General features: G+C 71.3%; 12 protein-coding genes. 10 read left to right on the top strand and 2 right to left on the bottom strand.

The annotated features are described in order from the left end of the window. Window positions 1–64 precede the first annotated feature (64 nt). The 7 genes from IPN03_11870 (at window position 65) to IPN03_11840 (ending at window position 4,292) form a co-directional block, all read left to right on the top strand. Window positions 65–721, top strand: a complete 657-nt coding sequence (locus tag IPN03_11870; GenBank protein ID MBK9374398.1) for a dihydrofolate reductase — start codon at window positions 65–67, stop codon at window positions 719–721. Between the two features lie 32 nt (window positions 722–753). After that, window positions 754–1,203, top strand: coding sequence for an SRPBCC family protein (locus IPN03_11865; protein ID MBK9374397.1), 450 nt, complete (start codon window positions 754–756; stop codon window positions 1,201–1,203). An 82-nt stretch (window positions 1,204–1,285) separates the two neighbouring features. Continuing rightward, window positions 1,286–2,008 carry an MBL fold metallo-hydrolase gene (locus IPN03_11860; GenBank protein MBK9374396.1) on the top strand — a complete coding sequence of 241 codons (723 nt, stop codon included), beginning with the start codon at window positions 1,286–1,288 and terminating at the stop codon, window positions 2,006–2,008. 93 nt (window positions 2,009–2,101) lie between these two features. Continuing rightward, window positions 2,102–2,890, top strand: a complete 789-nt coding sequence (locus IPN03_11855; protein ID MBK9374395.1) for a carbon-nitrogen hydrolase family protein — start codon at window positions 2,102–2,104, stop codon at window positions 2,888–2,890. Between the two features lie 37 nt (window positions 2,891–2,927). Then, a complete protein-coding gene (locus IPN03_11850; GenBank protein MBK9374394.1) occupies window positions 2,928–3,458 on the top strand; it encodes a DUF3224 domain-containing protein in 531 nt (176 codons plus the stop codon). A 60-nt stretch (window positions 3,459–3,518) separates the two neighbouring features. Continuing rightward, window positions 3,519–3,932 (top strand): DUF1801 domain-containing protein, encoded by a 414-nt coding sequence (locus IPN03_11845; protein MBK9374393.1) that lies wholly within the window; start codon window positions 3,519–3,521, stop codon window positions 3,930–3,932. An 81-nt stretch (window positions 3,933–4,013) separates the two neighbouring features. After that, a complete protein-coding gene (locus IPN03_11840; protein ID MBK9374392.1) occupies window positions 4,014–4,292 on the top strand; it encodes a DUF2277 domain-containing protein in 279 nt (92 codons plus the stop codon). Between the two features lie 36 nt (window positions 4,293–4,328). Here the strand turns inward: IPN03_11840 and IPN03_11835 are convergent, their stop codons facing one another. Next, window positions 4,329–6,389, bottom strand: coding sequence for a WD40 repeat domain-containing protein (locus tag IPN03_11835; GenBank protein ID MBK9374391.1), 2,061 nt, complete (start codon window positions 6,387–6,389; stop codon window positions 4,329–4,331). Between the two features lie 2 nt (window positions 6,390–6,391). Then, on the bottom strand, window positions 6,392–7,009 hold the full coding sequence (locus IPN03_11830) for an SRPBCC domain-containing protein (protein MBK9374390.1): 618 nt from the start codon (window positions 7,007–7,009) through the stop codon (window positions 6,392–6,394). 122 nt (window positions 7,010–7,131) lie between these two features. On the opposite strand from IPN03_11830, the gene IPN03_11825 reads away from it, so the two are divergent. The 3 genes from IPN03_11825 (at window position 7,132) to IPN03_11815 (ending at window position 16,634) form a co-directional block, all read left to right on the top strand. Continuing rightward, window positions 7,132–9,798: a glucosidase gene (locus tag IPN03_11825; protein MBK9374389.1), complete on the top strand. Its 2,667-nt coding sequence runs from the start codon at window positions 7,132–7,134 to the stop codon at window positions 9,796–9,798. A gap of 142 nt (window positions 9,799–9,940) precedes the next feature. Next, on the top strand, window positions 9,941–14,134 hold the full coding sequence (locus IPN03_11820; protein MBK9374388.1) for a translocation/assembly module TamB domain-containing protein: 4,194 nt from the start codon (window positions 9,941–9,943) through the stop codon (window positions 14,132–14,134). Then, the gene (locus IPN03_11815; GenBank protein ID MBK9374387.1) at window positions 14,121–16,634 is read left to right on the top strand and encodes a BamA/TamA family outer membrane protein; all 2,514 of its coding nucleotides are present in this window, start codon (window positions 14,121–14,123) and stop codon (window positions 16,632–16,634) included. Before IPN03_11820 ends, IPN03_11815 begins: the two co-directional genes overlap by 14 nt. The last annotated feature ends 30 nt before the right edge of the window (window positions 16,635–16,664 follow it).

The raw sequence follows: 16,664 nt of genomic DNA, 5'->3' as shown, positions 1-16,664 counted from the left end.
ACGGGATGAAGCGGGATCTCCCACGGGAACCTCTTTCCTCGAACGTGCCTCGGAGGTGACGTCGATGACGAAGCTGAGGGTCGCTTCCTTCTCGATCTCGATCGACGGGTTCGGCGCCGGGCCCCGCCAGAGCCTCGAGAACCCGCTCGGGTTCGGAGGCGCCCAGCTCCACGCCTGGGCCTTCCCGACCCGGACGCTCCGGCGGAAGGTCTTCGGCAGCGATGGCGGGACGACGGGCCTCGACGACGACTTCGTCGCGCGCGGGTTCGAGAATGTCGGCGCCTGGATCCTGGGCCGGAACATGTTCGGCCCGGTCCGCGGCCCGTGGCCCGACGGGAGCTGGAGAGGCTGGTGGGGCGAGGACCCGCCCTACCACGTCCCGGTCTTCGTCCTGACGCACCACGCGCGGCCTCCGCTCGCGATGGAGGGCGGAACGACGTTCCACTTCGTGACGGGAGGGATCCACGAGGCGCTCGAGCGGGCGCGGGAAGCGGCGCAGGGCCGCGACGTCCGCCTCGGGGGCGGCCCGGCCTCGATCCGGCAGTACCTGCGCGAGGGGCTCGTCGACGAGCTGCACCTCGCGATCGCCCCCGTCCTCCTCGGCGCCGGCGAGCGGCTCTTCGAGGAGATCGACCTCCGCGCGCTCGGCTACGCCTGCACGCGCCACGTCGCGTCCGAGCACGCGACGCACGTCATCCTGGAGAGGGCGGCTCGCCCCTGAGGCAGGCCCCTGTCACGGAAAGGAGCCCCGACATGCCGAACACCATCCGCTTCCACCGCGTCCTCCGCGCCTCGCCCGACCGCGTGTACCGGGCGTTCCTCGACCCGGACGCGATGGTGAAGTGGCTCCCGCCGAACGGCTTCACCGGGAAGGTCCACGCGATGGACGCGCGCGTGGGGGGCTCCCACAGGATGTCGTTCACGAACTTCACCACCGGGTCGAGCCACTCCTTCGGCGGGACGTACCTCGAGCTCGTCCCCGGCGAACGGATTCGCTACACGGATGCCTTCGACGACCCGAATCTCCCGGGCGCGATGCAGGTGACGGTCGCGCTGAAGAAGGTCTCCTGCGGGACCGAGCTGGAAATCACGCAGGAAGGGGTCCCCGACGCGATCCCGACGGAGGCCTGCTATCTCGGCTGGCAGGAGTCGCTCGTGCTCCTCGCCAAGCTCGTCGAGGCCGAGATCCAAGACGGGGCGTGAGGGCGGCGGCACGCGGAGGCTCCCGCGCCGCCCGAGCCCGGAACCACGGAGCCCGCGCCGGTCGCGGGGAGAAGGAGGTCTCATGGGCGTGACGAACACCGTCTCCGGCACCCGGGTCGACGAGGTGGCGGACGGCATCTACCGCATCAGCACCCCGTTCCCCGCAGTCCCCGGGGGTTTCTCCTTCAACCAGTATCTCGTCGCGGATGACGAGCCGCTCCTCTTCCACACGGGGCCGAGAACGATCTTCCCGCTCGTCGCCGAGGCGATCGCGAGCGTCCTCCCGCCGGAGCGGCTCCGTTTCGTCGGCTACTCCCACTTCGAGTCGGACGAGTGCGGGGCGATGCCACACCTCCTCACGGTGGCTCCCGTTGCAGTCCCGCTCTGCGGCGGGGTCAGCGCCATGATCAACGGCGACGCGTTCGACCGCCCGCCGAGGGCCCTTGCCGACGGCGAGACGCTCTCGCTCGGCCGGCACCGCCTCCGCTGGATCGACGCGCCCCACCTCCCCCACGCCTGGGAGTGCGGCTACCTCTTCGAGGAGACGACGGCCACCCTCCTCTGCGGGGACCTCTTCACCCAGGGGGGGGCCGCCAACCCGCCCCTGACGACGTCCGACATCCTCGGGCCTTCCGAGGCCTTCCGGAAGCCGATGGACTACTTCTCGCACGCGAGGAACGTCCGCGCGCTCCTCGCGCCCCTCGTGGCGGCGCAGCCGAAGACGCTCGCGTGCATGCACGGGAGCGCGTGGCAGGGGGACGGCGCGCACCTTCTGGGGGCGCTCGCCGACGCGCTGGACGCCTGACGCTCGACGACGGCTCCGGGGTCGAGGCGCGGGCCTCCGGCTGCGCACGCTGGTGTGGCGCACCCCTCCCGACTGGAGCTAAGGTCCAGCGCCATGCAGTCCTTTCGAATCGCGTTGGCCAACATTCGATTCCCGGAAAGTCCCGGGGAGTCGGTCGCGCTCGCCGAGGAGGCGATCGCCCGGGCGTCTTCCGAGCGCGCCGGCCTCGTCTGCTTTCCCGAATGCTTCGTTCCGGGCTACAGGGGATCGGGCAAGCGGGTGCCTCCGCCGAGCGCGGAGTTCCTCGAGCTGGCGTGGTCGACGATCGCCGCCGCCGCGGCGAAGTCCTCCGTCGCCGTCGTCCTCGGTACCGAACGTCTCGTCGACGGCGCGCTGCGGGCCAGCGCGCTCGTGATCGCTCCCGACGGGACGTTCGACGGTTTCCAGGACAAGGTCCAGCTCGACCCGTCCGAGGACGGCCTGTACTCCCCTGGCTCCGGGAGGCGGCTCTTCCAGATCGGCCCGCTGACGTTTGGAGTGGCGATCTGCCACGAGGGATGGCGATATCCCGAGACGGTCCGCTGGGCCGCCCGGCGCGGCGCCCAGGTCGTCTTCCACCCGCACCTCCACGAGGCCGAGCCGGGCGGCTATGTGCCCGCGACGTTCGCGGACCCCGCGAACACCTTTCACGAGAAGGCGGCGCTGTGTCGCGCGGCCGAGAACACCTGCTACTTCGCGAGCGTGAACTACGCGAGCGCGGGATCTCCGACCACCTCGGCGGTCGTGCGGCCCGACGGCACTCTGCTGTGTCACCAGGAGTACGGCAAGGAAGGCCTGCTCGTCGCGGACCTCGACCTCGCCGCGGCGACGGGCCTGCTCGCGGCCCGCCTCAAGCCCGTCTGACGGCCGGTCGCCGTTACCATTCCGGCAGGAGTCCGCCATGCCGAGAGTCTCTCCGTCGTTGCCCCTGTCTCTCCTCGCCATCGCGTTCGGCGCGAGTCTCGCCTTACCGGCGGTCTCCCAGCCACGGTCGCCGGCCCCGGCGGCCGCCCGGAAGGAGGGTCCAGTGAGCCGTCGCGCGACCGGAACGTTCGAAGTGGTCCTGACGCCGCAGGCGACCGAAGCGGGACCGGGCGTCGCCCGCATGTCCATCGCCAAGAAGCTCCACGGGGAGCTCGAGGCGACGTCAAGGGGGGAGATGCTCGCCGCGAGCACGAGTGTGAAGGGCTCGGCCGGGTACGTCGCGATCGAGCACGTCGCCGGCACGCTGCATGGCCAGGAGGGCACGTTCGTCCTCCAGCACACGGGCACGATGACCCGGGGGGCCCCTTCCCTGGCCGTCACGGTCGTGCCCGACTCAGGAACCGGGAAGCTGACCGGGCTCTCGGGCACGATGGCGATCCGGATCGAAGACGGAGAGCACTTCTACGACTTCGAGTACTCCATCGCACCGGCCCTGAGCGCTCGGTAAGGTCTCCAAGCGGCAGCTCCAGCTCTCTCGGAGGTTCGATGAAGCTCGCGCTTCCGAAGGATGAGAACAGTGAAGACCGACGCACCCGAACCGAAGAGCATCGACGAGTACATCGCGACCTTTCCGCCTGGCGTCCGGAAGATCCTGGAAGACGTGCGGAAGACGATCCGGACGGCGGCGCCGACCGCGGGCGAAGCGATCAAGTACCGGATGCCGACCTTCACCCTGAACGGCAACATGGTCCATTTCGCCGCCTACACCAGGCACGTCGGCTTCTACCCGACGCCATCGGCGATCGAGAAGTTCAGCAGGGAGCTCTCGGCGTGGAAGGGAGCGAAGGGCTCCGTCCAGTTCCCGCTCGACGAACCGATGCCGCTCGCGCTGATCAGCCGGATCGTGCGCTTCCGGGTGAAGGAGCAGCTCGAGCTGGCAAGACGGAATCGGAAAGCGAAGCTGGCGGCTTCCGAGCGCTGACGCGGGCCATACGCCCGCTCCGACAGGACCCCGCGATCGCGGGAGCCAGCCGCCCCCGTGGCCGGGCGGCGGGGAGGCGACATGTGCAGGAACATCCGGACGCTCCACAACTTCGAGCCCCCGGCGACCGAGGAGGAGATCCGGGACGCCTCGCTCCAGTTCGTGAGGAAGCTGAGCGGCGTCACGAAGCCGTCGCGGGCGAACGAGGCCGCGTTCGGCCGGGCCGTCGACGAGGTCGCCGCGGCCGCGCGCCAGCTCCTCTCGTCGCTCGTGACGAGTGCGGAGCCGAGGAACCGAGAGGTGGAAGCGGCCCGCGCGAAGGCCCGCTCGGCGGACCGGTTCCGGGAGACCGCCCGGTGAGAACGGCAAGAGGCCTCCGTAACGACACGGAACGTGCTACCGCGCGAGCCTCCGCGCCGCCGGCACGGAATCGAGGAGGACGACGGTGCCGTCGAGCGGGACCATCGCGAGCCGGGAGCCGTCGGGGCTGAAAGCCGTGGCGTAGACCGTCGTCTCGGCGGGGACGGTCAGGACGTTCGCGCCGGAGGCCGGGTCCCAGAGTCGGAGCGTGCCGTCGCTGGAGGCCGATGCGAGGCGCGTGCCGTCGGGCGAGAAGGCGACAGAGTGGACCGCCTCGCCGTGTCCCTCGAGCCGACGCAGCTCCTTCCCGCTCGCGACGTCGAAGAGGACGATCGCCCGCGCGGAGGAGCCCGCTGCCAGCGTCTTCCCCGCGGGGTCGAATGCGACCTGGAGCGTCCCAGGCGGCTGCTCGAGCCGGCGGACGATGGCCCCCTTCCTCCAGTCCCAGAGTGCCACGCCGCCGTCGGTCCCTCCCGCCGCGAGGAGCGCGCCGTTCGGCGAGAAGGCGACGTGCGCGATTGTTCGGCCAGGATGCTCGAGGGTGGCGTGGAGCCGCCCGTCGGGGACGCTCCAGACCTTCACGAGGCCCTTCTCCGACGGCGAGGCGAGGAGCCGCGAATCGGGCGTGAACGCCAGGCCCTGGCTCCGGCCGGCGGCGAGCTTCTCGAACTCGACCTTCATCGCCCCGTTCGCCGCGTCCCAGAGGACGACGCGCCCGTCGTTCCCGGTCGTCGCGAGCCATCTCCCGTCGGGGCTCCACGAGGCCCTCACGCCCGACTCCTCGTGCCCCTTCCAGCTCCGGAGCGGCTCGCCCGTCGCGACGTCCCAGATGCGGACCCACCCTCCCCAGCCCGTCGAGGCGACCTGGCCGCCGTCCGGCGAGAAGGTCACGTCGTAGCCGCTCGCCTCCGCGCGGAGGAGACGCGTCGGCGAGACCGAGGGCGCCCAGGTGCGGACGGTGCCGTCACCCGAAGCGGTGAAGACGTGAGACCCGTCGGCGCTCGCGGCGACGGCGGTGACGGGCCCTTCGTGCCCGTGGAGAACCGCTCGCTGCTTCGCCGAGCCCACGTTCCACAGCCGCACCGTCCGGTCGCTCCCGGCGGCCGCGAGAAGTCCGGCTTCCATCCACGCGACCCCGTTGATCCACTGTGCCTGCCCCTCGGCCTGCCCGATGAGCGTCGTGGCGAGCCTGGCGGTCAGGACGTCCCAGACGCGCACCGTCCCGTCCTTGGCGCCGACGGCGAGGCTCCTGCCGTCGCGTGAGAAGGCGACCGCCTGGACGGCCTTGTACGCCTCGTCCTTCGGCGGAACGAGCCGCACGGGCGCTCCCCACGCCGAGGTGTCCCAGACGGCGACGTCGTCGTCCCACGTTCCCGCGGCGAAGCGTGTGCCGTCGGGGCTGTACGCCGCGCAGGTGACCGGCTTGACGCCGTGCTCGAGCGAGCGCAGGAGCGCGCCCGTCCGGGGGTCCCACGACTTCACGACGCCCCACGCGCCCCGCTCCTTCGTCCGGTCCCACGAGACGGACGTCAGCTCCGTCCCGTCCGGCTTCCAGGAAACGGCGGCGATCCCCTTCCCCACCCCGTCGAGCCTCAGGACCTCCGCCCCGGTGCCGACGTCCCAGATGCGCACCGTGCCGTCCGAGGAGGAGGTCGCCAGGCGGGCGCCGTCGGGCGAGAAGACGGCGTTCCAGACGGCCGCGCCGTGCCCGGAGAACGTCGCGAGGAGCTTCCCTGTCGAAGAGTTCCAGAGGCGCGCGGTCTTGTCGGCCCCGGCGGTCGCGAGGCGCTTGCCGTCGCGCGAGATCGAGATCCCGAGGATGCGCCCCTCGTGCGCCGCGATCGTCGCGACGCTCTCGTCGGCGCGGGCCGTGAGGTGGCGCCACTCCCAGGCTCGGTGCGGCTCCGGTACTTCGCCGAGCCACCGTTTCGCCGCGTTCGTCTCGTGGAGGCGGAGCGTCGCTTCGGCGGCCGCGGTGGCCGCGAGGGCGAGGCGCCGCTCGAGCCCAGCGGCCGGGGACGCCTGCGGCTCGGAGGCCGTCGCGGGAGCGGCGACCACTGAGGCGGTGACGAGGAGATAGCTCGCCCGGCGGAGCACGGTCAGCCCGCCTCGACGCGCTTCTTCATCCTGTCGAGCGCCTCGCCCCACGCCGCGCGCAGTCCGTCGGCCTCCTCGCGCGTCTGGAGCCGGTCGTGCGTCACCATCACGGTCGTCTTGCCCGGTGCAGGCTGGAACTTGATCTCCACCGGCGTCCCGGGAGCGCTCGCGTCCTTCCAGATCAGCCGGATCGTCTTCCCCGGCGTCACGCCCTTGACGTCGGCAGCGTTCCCGTCCCCGTTCGAGAGGGAGCCGCCCGCCTTCAGGTCGAGGACGTTCTTCGGACCGAACCACGCGTCCAGGGCCTTGCCGGTCGCCCACATCTCCCAGCACTTCTCGGGCGCCGCCTTCACCGACTTCGTCGCGCAGATGGTGTAGCCCTTCCCCTTGCCGTCCTTCTCGACGACCCCCTTGTGCCGCTCGTACTCGACCTGGAGGGTCGCGGACCACCAGGCGTCGACCTTCAGCTCGCCGAAGAGGAGGCCGCCGATCTCCCGCCGGCCCTTCGCCGGGCCACCGAAGGCGTCGAGGACCCTCCACCACTCGGCGAAGCCCCTCCCGGTCTCCTTCCTCACGTTCTCGTCCGACACGACCTTCTCGGATCGCAGCGTCACCTTCATCGCGGATCCTCCTTAACGGGCCCCTTCAACGAAATTGGGCGGAACTGTAAGACTTCTGCGGCCCGGCAAGAAGGAGAAACGGCTCCCGCCGGGCGAGAATCCCGGCTGTCAGGGGGAGAACGTTGAAACGCCGATCGCCGACCGCCGAAGAGACCCGCCTGGCCGCGTCCCGCGACCGTAGGACTCACTGGAAGCGCTGGGGGCCGTACCTCTCCGACAGGCAGTGGGGCACCGTCCGCGAGGACTACAGCGAAGGCGGCACGGCCTGGGAGTCGTTCCCGCACCACCACGCGCGTTCCCGCGCCTACCGCTGGGGCGAGGACGGCCTGATGGGCGTATCCGACCGGCGGCAGGCCCTCTGCTTCGCGCTTGCGCTCTGGAACGGGAGAGACCCCATTCTCAAGGAGCGCCTCTTCGGCCTGACCGGGCACGAGGGAAATCACGGGGAAGACGTGAAGGAGCTGTACTACCAGCTCGACTCCACGCCGACGCACTCGTACATGAAGCTCCTCTACAAGTACGTGCAGGCGGAATACCCGTACGCGCGGCTCGTCGAGGGGAACCGCAGGCGCGGGCGCGAAGAGCCGGAGCTCGAGCTCGCCGACCTGGGAACCTTCGACGCGGGCCACTGGGACGTGATGGTCGAATACGCGAAAGCCACGGCCGAGGACCTTCTCGTCAAGGTGACGGCGACGAACCGCGGCCCGGCGCCCGCGACGCTCCACCTCCTCCCGACGCTCTGGTACCGCAACACCTGGAGCTGGGGCCTCGACGCGCGCCGCCCGCGGATTCGCGAGGCGCCGCCGCGCGCCCGCGCGGCCGTCCTCACCACGGAGCATCCCCTCTACGGGACGCGGTGGCTCCTCGCGGAAGGAGAGCCTGAACTTCTCTTCACCGAGAACGAGTCGAACGCCGAGCGGCTCTGGGGCGTGCCGAACGAGAGCCCGTGGGTGAAGGACGCTTTCCACGAGGTCGTCGTGAACGGCCGCGCGGAGGTCGCGAATCCCGCCCGCGTCGGGTCGAAGGCGGCGACGTGGAACGTCGCCTCAGCAGGCCCGGGCGAGGCGATCGCGCTGAGGCTCCGCCTGGCGGACCAGCTCCCCGCCGGAGACGGCGCGGGGGACGACTTCGACGAGGTCTTCGCGCTCCGCCGTGCCGAAGCCGACGCGTTCTACGCGGCGCTCCAGCCGGAAGGGCTCGAAGACGATGCCCGCAACGTCCAGCGTCAGGCGTTTGCCGGCCTCCTGCTGTCGAAGCAGTACTACGCGTACGACGTCGCCCGCTGGCTGAAGGGCGACCCGGCCGGCCCCGAGCCCCCCCGCTCCCGGCGGAAGGGCCGGAACGCGGAGTGGACGCACCTCTTCAACGCCGACGTGATCTCGATGCCCGACAAGTGGGAGTACCCCTGGTACGCGGCGTGGGACCTCGCCTTCCACTGCGTCCCGCTCGCGCTCGTCGACCCCGACTTCGCCAAGGAGCAGCTCGTCCTCCTGACCCGCGAGTGGTACATGCACCCGAACGGGCAGCTCCCCGCCTACGAGTGGGCCCTCGGCGACGTGAACCCGCCGGTCCACGCCTGGGCCGCGTGGCGCGTCTACAAGATCGACGCGGCCCGCTCCGGCCGCCGCGACCGCCTCTTCCTCGAGCGGGTCTTCCACAAGCTCCTCCTCAACTTCACCTGGTGGGTGAACCGCAAGGACGCGGACGGACAGAACGTCTTCGAGGGAGGGTTCCTCGGTCTCGACAACATCGGCGTCTTCGACCGGAGCGCGGCGCTCCCATCCGGAGGGCGGCTCGAGCAGAGCGACGGGACGAGCTGGATGGGGATGTACTGCCTCAACATGCTCGCCATCGCGCTCGAGCTGGCAGGCGAGAACCCCGCCTACGAGGATGTCGCCTCGAAGTTCTTCGAGCACTTCGTCTACATCTGCCGGGCGATGTCGAACGTCGGCAGCGAGAATCTCGAGCTCTGGAGCCGCGAGGACGGCTTCTTCCACGACGTCCTCCACCTCCCCGACGGGCGGCACTTCCCGCTCCGCGTGCGCTCGATGGTCGGGCTCATTCCCCTCTTCGCCGTCGAGACGCTCGAGTCGGAGGTCGTCGACCGCTTCCCCCGCTTCAAGAGGCGGATGCAGTGGTTCCTCCAGAACCGTCCCGAGCTCGCCGCGCACGTCGAGACGCGGACCGAGCCGGGGGGCCGGATCCGGCGCTTCCTCTCCCTCGTGAACGGCGAGAGGCTCCGTTCCGTCCTCGGGTACATGCTCGACGAGAGCGAGTTCCTCTCGCCGCACGGCGTCCGCTCCCTCTCGCGCGTCCACCGCGACCGGCCGTACGTCCTCCGCCTCGACGGCACGGAGCACCGCGTCGGCTACGAGCCGGCCGAGTCGACCACGCCTCTCTTCGGCGGCAACTCGAACTGGCGCGGCCCGGTCTGGTTCCCGGTCAACTTCCTCCTCGTCGAGTCGCTGCAGAAGTACCACCACTTCCTGGGCGATGCGTTCACGGTCGAGATGCCGACCGGCTCGGGACGCCGCGCCACGCTCGACGAGGTCGCGACCGACCTTTCCCGCCGGCTCATCTCCCTCTTCCTCCGCGACGGGGACGGCCGCCGTCCCGCCTTCGGCGGTGACGCGCGCCACCGGTCCGATCCCGCCTTCCGGGACCTCCTCCTCTTCCACGAGTACTTCCACGGCGACGACGGCCGCGGCCTCGGCGCGAGCCACCAGACGGGCTGGACGGCGCTCGTCGCCAAGCTGATCCAGCAGAGCGGGCGGGGAGGAGAAACGTAGGGCGGTCCGGGGCGGCAGGCGGACTCGGCTGGAGCCGTGGACCGCCCAGGTCAGGCCGCAAGCCTGACGGGAATCCTCGCAGCGCGCCGGGGCCCTCCCCGGACGGTAAGCTCCGCACGAACGCCGCCTCGCGGCTGACTCCATGAACGACCCCGAGAAGCCTCGCCGCCGGTGGATCGGCCGCGCCGCGCGGGCGCTGGGCTGGGCCGTACTCGTCCTCCTGGGCCTCGCCGCTCTCCTCTTCGGGCTGCTCCACCTGCCGGCGGTCCAGCGGGCGGCGTCGCGGGCCGCCGTTCGCGAGGCCGGACGGATCCTCGAAGGCTCGGTCGGCACCGGCTCGATACGGTGGAACGCCCTCACGGGGACGCTCGAGGTTCGGGACTTTCTCCTGAGGGGCGAGGGGGAACGGGCCGGGACGGAGATCTCCGTCTCGCGGGCGCATATCCGCATATCCGTACCCGAATATCTCCGCGGTCGCGTCGTCGTCCTCGGCGCCATCGTCGAGCGCCCCTTCGCGCGACTCGCGCTCGACGAGAAGGGCCGGGTGATCCTGCCGTTCCGGATCCCGGAGACGAGAGACGAGGAGCCGACGGCCCGGCCTGACGTCGACGTGCGGAGCTTCCGGCTCACGGACGGCTCCTTCGAGCTGCTCGACCGCGGCAAGGCCGCCCGGCGCATCGACGGCAGCGACCTCGCCCTCGAGGGACGCCTGGGGCTCCGGGACCTGACGTCGACCGGCACCCTGACCCTGGGGTCCATCGACGTCTCCGCCGCGGGACACGAGCCGCTGCGGGGCTCGTCGCTCACGGCCCGCTGGACGACGCGCGAGGACGCGCTCGACCTCGTGGCCCGGCTCGTCGCGAAGGATGCGGGACTGGCGGCGGGGCTCGACGCCGCGGTCCGCGACCTCTCCGGGACGCCAAGCTACACGGCGACCCTCACGACCGAGGGAACGCTCGGCCCGCTCGCCGCGAGGCTCGCGCCGGATCTCGGCCTCGGGGGGACGATCGAAGCCCGGATCGTCGCCTCGGGAACAGGGACGGCGCCGCCGTCGGCGACCGCGACGGCGCGGGCCGAAACGCTCACGCTGCTCGGCCGGACGTTCGAAAGTGTCGACTTTGCGGGAGAAGTGGCCGGAGGGATCCTCCGGAAGGGCAGCCTCGAACTGGCGTCCGGCCAGGGACGTCTCCACGCCGACGCCTCGGGGACCGTTCACCCCGCACCGAAGGACGTGAGGTTCTCGATTCGGGCGGAGAAGCTCGACCTCGCGCGGCTCCTCGTCCTTCCAGCCGGAGCACCGAAGCTCGCGGGAACGCTCGGCGGCACGGTCGAGGGAACCCTGGCGCGTCCGGTTCTCGAGGGGATCACGGCCACGGCCGACCTCGCCCTCGCCGGGGCACGGTCAGCCGCCCGCGGCACGCTCGCCCCGGACGCCCGCGCCCGGCTGAGCCTGTCCGGTGGGATTCTGACGGCCGAGACGGTGAAGCTGACGGAACGGGAGACGACCGCCGAGCTGAGCGGCCGCTACGACCATCGGCAGCGGACGTTCGAGGGTCGCGTCGACGTCGAATCCGGAAACGTCGGCCCGTGGCTCGCGATGCTCGGAATCGAAGGGAAGGGCCAGCTGACCGCGCACCTGAGCGGCGGCGGGCCCGTGGTGCGCCCCGTCCTGGACGGCCGTCTCCGCGCCCGCGCGCTGACCGTCGCCGGCGCGCGGATCGATTGCGTCGAGCTCGATGCGAAGGCGAACGGCGCGACGTTCACGGTCTTCAACGGCTCGGCCGCCGCGTACGACGTCACCGCCGGCATGGAGGGGGACGGACGCCTGCCCCTTCCGGGGGTGAAGTCCCCCGAGATCGACCTGCGCGTCCGCGGCATCCTGTTCCGCAGGCACCCCTTCCCCGACGTGGACGCGCACGCCGCCCTCGGCGCGACGGTCGAGGCGCGGCTCGGCACGGCCGACGGCCGGCTGACGGCAAAGGCCGTCGCGCCCGCTCGCGGCGGCTTCGAGGCCGAGGCCACGCTCGTGCGATTCGACCTCTCCCCTCTGGCGGCTGTCCTTCCCTCTCACCTCGCCGACTTCCACGGCGAGGTGTCGGGCCACCTCGCGGCGAAGCGGTCCCGTAACGGCCCGCTCGAGGCGACGGTGAGCCTCGGGGACGCGTTCGTCGCCGCGGCCGGCCGCCGGCTTTCGACGTCGGGAGGCGAGGCCACCGTTCGTGGAGAGCGGATCGACCTCGCGGGGCTCGAGCTGAAGGGTGACGACGGAAGCCACGGCACCCTCTCGGGTGGCGGGAACCTCGACGGGAGCGCCCTCGACGTCGTCGTCCGTCTCGAGGTCCCGGATCTCTCGGCGTTCGAGCCGCTCCTCCCGCCCGAATCGAGAAGCGCGGCGAAGCCAGCTTCCACGGAAAACGGAACTGACCCCAAATCCAGGTCCGGGGTGCTCGGTGGAAGCGTGTCGGTGGACGTGCGGATGGCCGGGGAGCTCGAACGCCCCGGGCTCACGGGAACCGTGAAGGTCCGGGACCTCGTGGCTCTCGGAGGGGCGCTCTCGAAGCTCGATGCCGCCCTGACGCCGACCGACGAGGGCCGGGTCGTCGCCGCCGTCACGCTGGCGGGTCTTTCGTGGGGCGCGTACCGCGTCGAGGACGCCAGGCTGGACGCCGTCCTCGCGGGAGGGGCGCTCACCGTCGACGGCGACGCTCTCGGAGGCCGGCTCCGCGTGAAGGCGACGGGCTCGATCGCCGGCGCACGGCCTTTCGACGCCACGGCGACGCTCGACGCGCTCGACCTCTCTCCTTTCCTCCACGCCGCCGGGATCTCCGCGGACGTCACGGCGAAGCGACGGGGCGGGTGCGCGCGCGCGGGGACGGTCGCCGACCTCGGCGGCGTCGCGGTCGACCTCACCCTCGACGCCTTCGAGGCGACGCACCCGAAGTGGGCCGTCCATGCCGACCAGCCGGTGAGCCTCGTCGTCGACCACTCCCGCGTCGAGGTCCGCTCGCTTCGGCTCTCGGGCACCGGCCTCGAGCTCGAGGCGACCGGAGGCCTTCCCTTCGAGGGCCCCGGGAGCGGCCGCCTCTCGCTCACCTCGTCCCTCGACCTCGCGATCCTCCTGCCGTTCTTCGACGCGCTCGACCGGGCCTCGGGGCGCCTCCTGGCGAAGCTCGACGTCGCCGGGACGGTCGGCAGGCCCGTCGCCACGGGAAGCGTCGCGGTGAAGGACGCGCTCCTCGACGGTCCCGACTTCCCCACGCCGGTCGAGCAGCTGACCGGGACGGTCACTCTCGAGCCGGGCGAGATCCACAGCGACGGGATCACGGCCCGCATCGGCGGCGGAACGGTCTCCCTCGCGGGCCGCGCCGGCCTCTCGGAGCGGAAGCTGGGCCGCATCGACGCCACGCTCCGGGCCCGCGATCTCGAGCTCGAGGCCGGCAAGGACGTCCAGGTCCGGGCGGGAGCCGACCTCGCGGCGAAGGGGGATTGGCCCTCGCCCGCCATCTCCGGCGAGGTCCGGCTCGACGACGTCGTCTACACCCCCAGCCTCGACGCCGGCGAACTGCTGAAAGCGTTCAAGGAGCGCGGGCGCAGGGCCACCGCCTCGAAGAGCACCCTTCCTCCCTTCGTGCGGGGCCTCGCGCTCGACGTCGCGGTCATCGCCCGGGACGCCATCCACCTCGAAGGGAATCTCGGCGATGCGGAGCTGGGCGGGAACCTCCGCGTGAAGGGGACCATCGGGGAGCCCGTCGTCCTCGGGTCGATCTCCTCCACGAGAGGCGAGCTCTACGTCCTCGGGTCGAGCTTCGACCTGTCCCGCGCCCGGCTCGACTTCTCCGACCCGCACGCGATCGACCCGGACCTCGACATCGTCGCGACGACGACGAAGAACGACGAGGAGATCACCGTCCGGATCGACGGGAAGGCGTCGAAGGCCCAGCTCCTCCTCACGTCCTCGAAGGGGAGGAGCCAGGCCGACATCGTCTCGGTCCTCCTCGGGGGCTCCGGGGGAACCGGCTCGTCCGAGCTGGGCGCCGCGGCGGCCCGGATGGCCATGCGTGGCGCCGCGGCCCCCATCCTCGGCGCGCTCGGCGCCCGGACCGACCTCGAGATGATCCCGCTCCCGACGACGCCCGAGGGGGAGGAGTTCCTCTTCTCGGTCGGCAAGGACCTGGGCGGAGGGCTCTCCGCCACCTACTACAAGGGGGTGAGCGGCGAGACGACCGACGTCTTCGAGCTGAAATGGCGGTTCAGCTCCCGCACCCGCGGGCGCCTCCGGCAGAACCAGGACGGCTCGCTGTCAGGCGGCTTCCGGATCCGGCGTGATCTCGACTAGCGTCCGGGCCGCAGTCGCGGCCTTCGCCCTCCTCCTCCTCGCGCACGGCGCGGCCGCCGAGGCCCCGCCCGTCTGGGTGCGCAGGATCGAGCTGAGGGGCGTCAAGCAGCTCGGCAAGAGCGTCCTTCGCGACCGGATCGACCTGAAGACGTGGCGGGCCCTGCCGGCCGACCCCGCCGTGTCGGTCCCCGCCCAGGTCGCCGAGGCGTACACGCGGGCCGGCCTGCCGGCGCCGATGGTCTCGGTCACGGTCGGCGAGCCCGACGCGAAGGGTGCCGTCGAGGTGGTGCTCGACGTCGTCGAGACGCCCCTCCCCCGCCTCGAGACGTTCGACGTCGACCTCGACGGCCTCCCGTTCTTCACCAGCCTCGCCACGCGCGGGAAGGTCCTCTATTTCAGGCTCGACGCGAAGCTCTCCCGGTTCAACCGGAAGGACCTCGAATCGGGACTGAAGAAGGAGCAGAGGCGTCTCCGGGGCCTGGGGTGGAAGGGCGCGACGTTTCAGATCGTGGAGGAGCCTCCGGAGGGGGACGGTGCACGGTCCGTCGCGGTGACCCTTGAGCTCGGCCTGCGCGAGAGCCTCGAGGGGAAGGGGATCGACGGGCCCGTCATGAGGGAGGTGACCGCGTCGTGGAAGCGGCGGAACGTCCCGCTCTCCGAAGGCGTCGTCAACCGCCTCGCCCGGGCCGCCGCGACGGGGATGACCGAGCGAGGCTACGTCGACGTGACGGTGACGCCGTCCGAGCGGCAGGACGCGAAGAAGAAGGCCGTCGTCCTGACCGCGAACCACGGCCTCCGCCTCGCCGTCGAGACGATCCGCTTCGAGGGAGCGGTCTCGATTCCCCGGAAGAGGCTCGAGAAGGCTCTTCCCTTCCACGAGCCGCAGCTCCTGGGCCTCTCGAAGTCCCATCCCGGGCCTCAGATCCTCGAGGAGAGCCGACTCGCGCTCGTCGACCTCTACTCCCGTTCGGGCTTCCCGGACGCGACCGTCGAGGCGGCCATGGAAGGAAGCGGAGAGAAGCGGACGATCGTCTTCCGGGTGAAGGAAGGCCCTCTTCGGACGATCGGAACCCTGAGCTTCCCGGGTGCGAAGGTGATCGACGCCGACGAGCTCAGGCGCATCGCGAAGCTGAAGGAGGGCAGGCCCTACGTGCCCGGCCGCGACGCGGAGGCCGCCGGCGAGATCCGGAGGGCCTACTCCCGCCGCGGCTACGACGAGGCGACGGTGACGCCCCGCCCCGGCGCTCCGGACGAGAAGGGCCGCGTCCCGCTCGCGTTCGAGATCGCAGAGGGGACCGCCTACCGGCTCGGAACGATCACCGTTCGCGGGAACACCAAGACGACCACGAGGAAGATCCTCTCCATCGGCGACGAGCGCCCCGGCAAGCCGCTCGACGGCATCCAGCTCGCAGAGCACCAGTCGCACCTCTCCCGCCTCGGCGTCTTCGACACGGTCTCCGTGACGAGCGCACCCGTCCCGGGGTCGAGCCCGCCCGAGAAATCGGTCCTCGTGGCCGTCGTCGAGCGCTCGACGCGGTACGTGGAGTACGGCCTCGACATCAACACGCAGCGCGGCCTCGAGCTCGCGGGGACCGTCGGCGAGAGAAACCTCTTCGGAAACGCCACGAACGGCGCCTTCTCGGCGCTCGTCGGCAAGAAGCGGCAGAGCTACGTCCTCGAGATCGGCCAGCCTGCCCTCTTCGGGACCCGGCTCTTCGGCACGGTGAAGGGGACCTACACCTGGGACACGACCTACGACGGCTTCTCCCTGCAGACGATGGGGGCCCAGGCCGGGTTCTCGTGGGAGTTCGACCCGAAACACATCGTGACGCTCATCTACAAGATCGAGGAGCAGCTTCCCCTCGACGTCCAGCCGGACGTCGACGAGGCCCTCCTGCCCGTCACCGAAACGATCGGGTCCCTCACGCCGAGCGTCTCGCTCGACCAGCGCGACGACCCGTTCCTGACGACGACCGGCACCTACTTTCTCGTCCGCGACAAGGTCTCCCGCCGCTTTCTCGGCGGCAGCAATGACTTCGACCGCCTGGAGGGCGACTCCCGGTATTTCCGGAGCCTCGGGAGCGCGATCGTGGCCGCCGGGGCGCTCCGGTTCGGCTACGCGCAGGCCCACGGGGGAACGACGCTCCCCGTCGGCGAGAGGTTCTACGTCGGCGGGGCAAGCACGCACCGAGGGTTCAGGGAACAGGAGCTCGGCCCGAAGGGGGACGACGGGTCGAGCCTCGGCGGCGAGACGTACCTCCTCGCGAACGTCGAGCTGCGGGCTCCGCTCCTCGGGCCCGTCGAAGGGGGGCTCTTCCTCGACGCGGGGAACGCCTGGCTCGGCCGGATCGACGTCACGGATCTCCGCTGGGCCGCGGGGGCCGGCCTCCGGCTCCGGACGCCGGTCGGCCCGCTCCGCGTGGACGTGGGATACCTCATCGACAAGCGCGAGGGCGAGAGCCGGACCGTCTTCCACGTCGCCCTCGGCCACGCGTTCTGACCCGCCGGCTGCCCGAAGCGGGCATGGCAG

It is taken from the genome of Holophagales bacterium (genome assembly GCA_016719485.1).
GTDB lineage: Bacteria > Acidobacteriota > Thermoanaerobaculia > UBA5066 > UBA5066 > UBA5066.
This window is presented reverse-complemented; position numbering and strand designations above follow the sequence as displayed.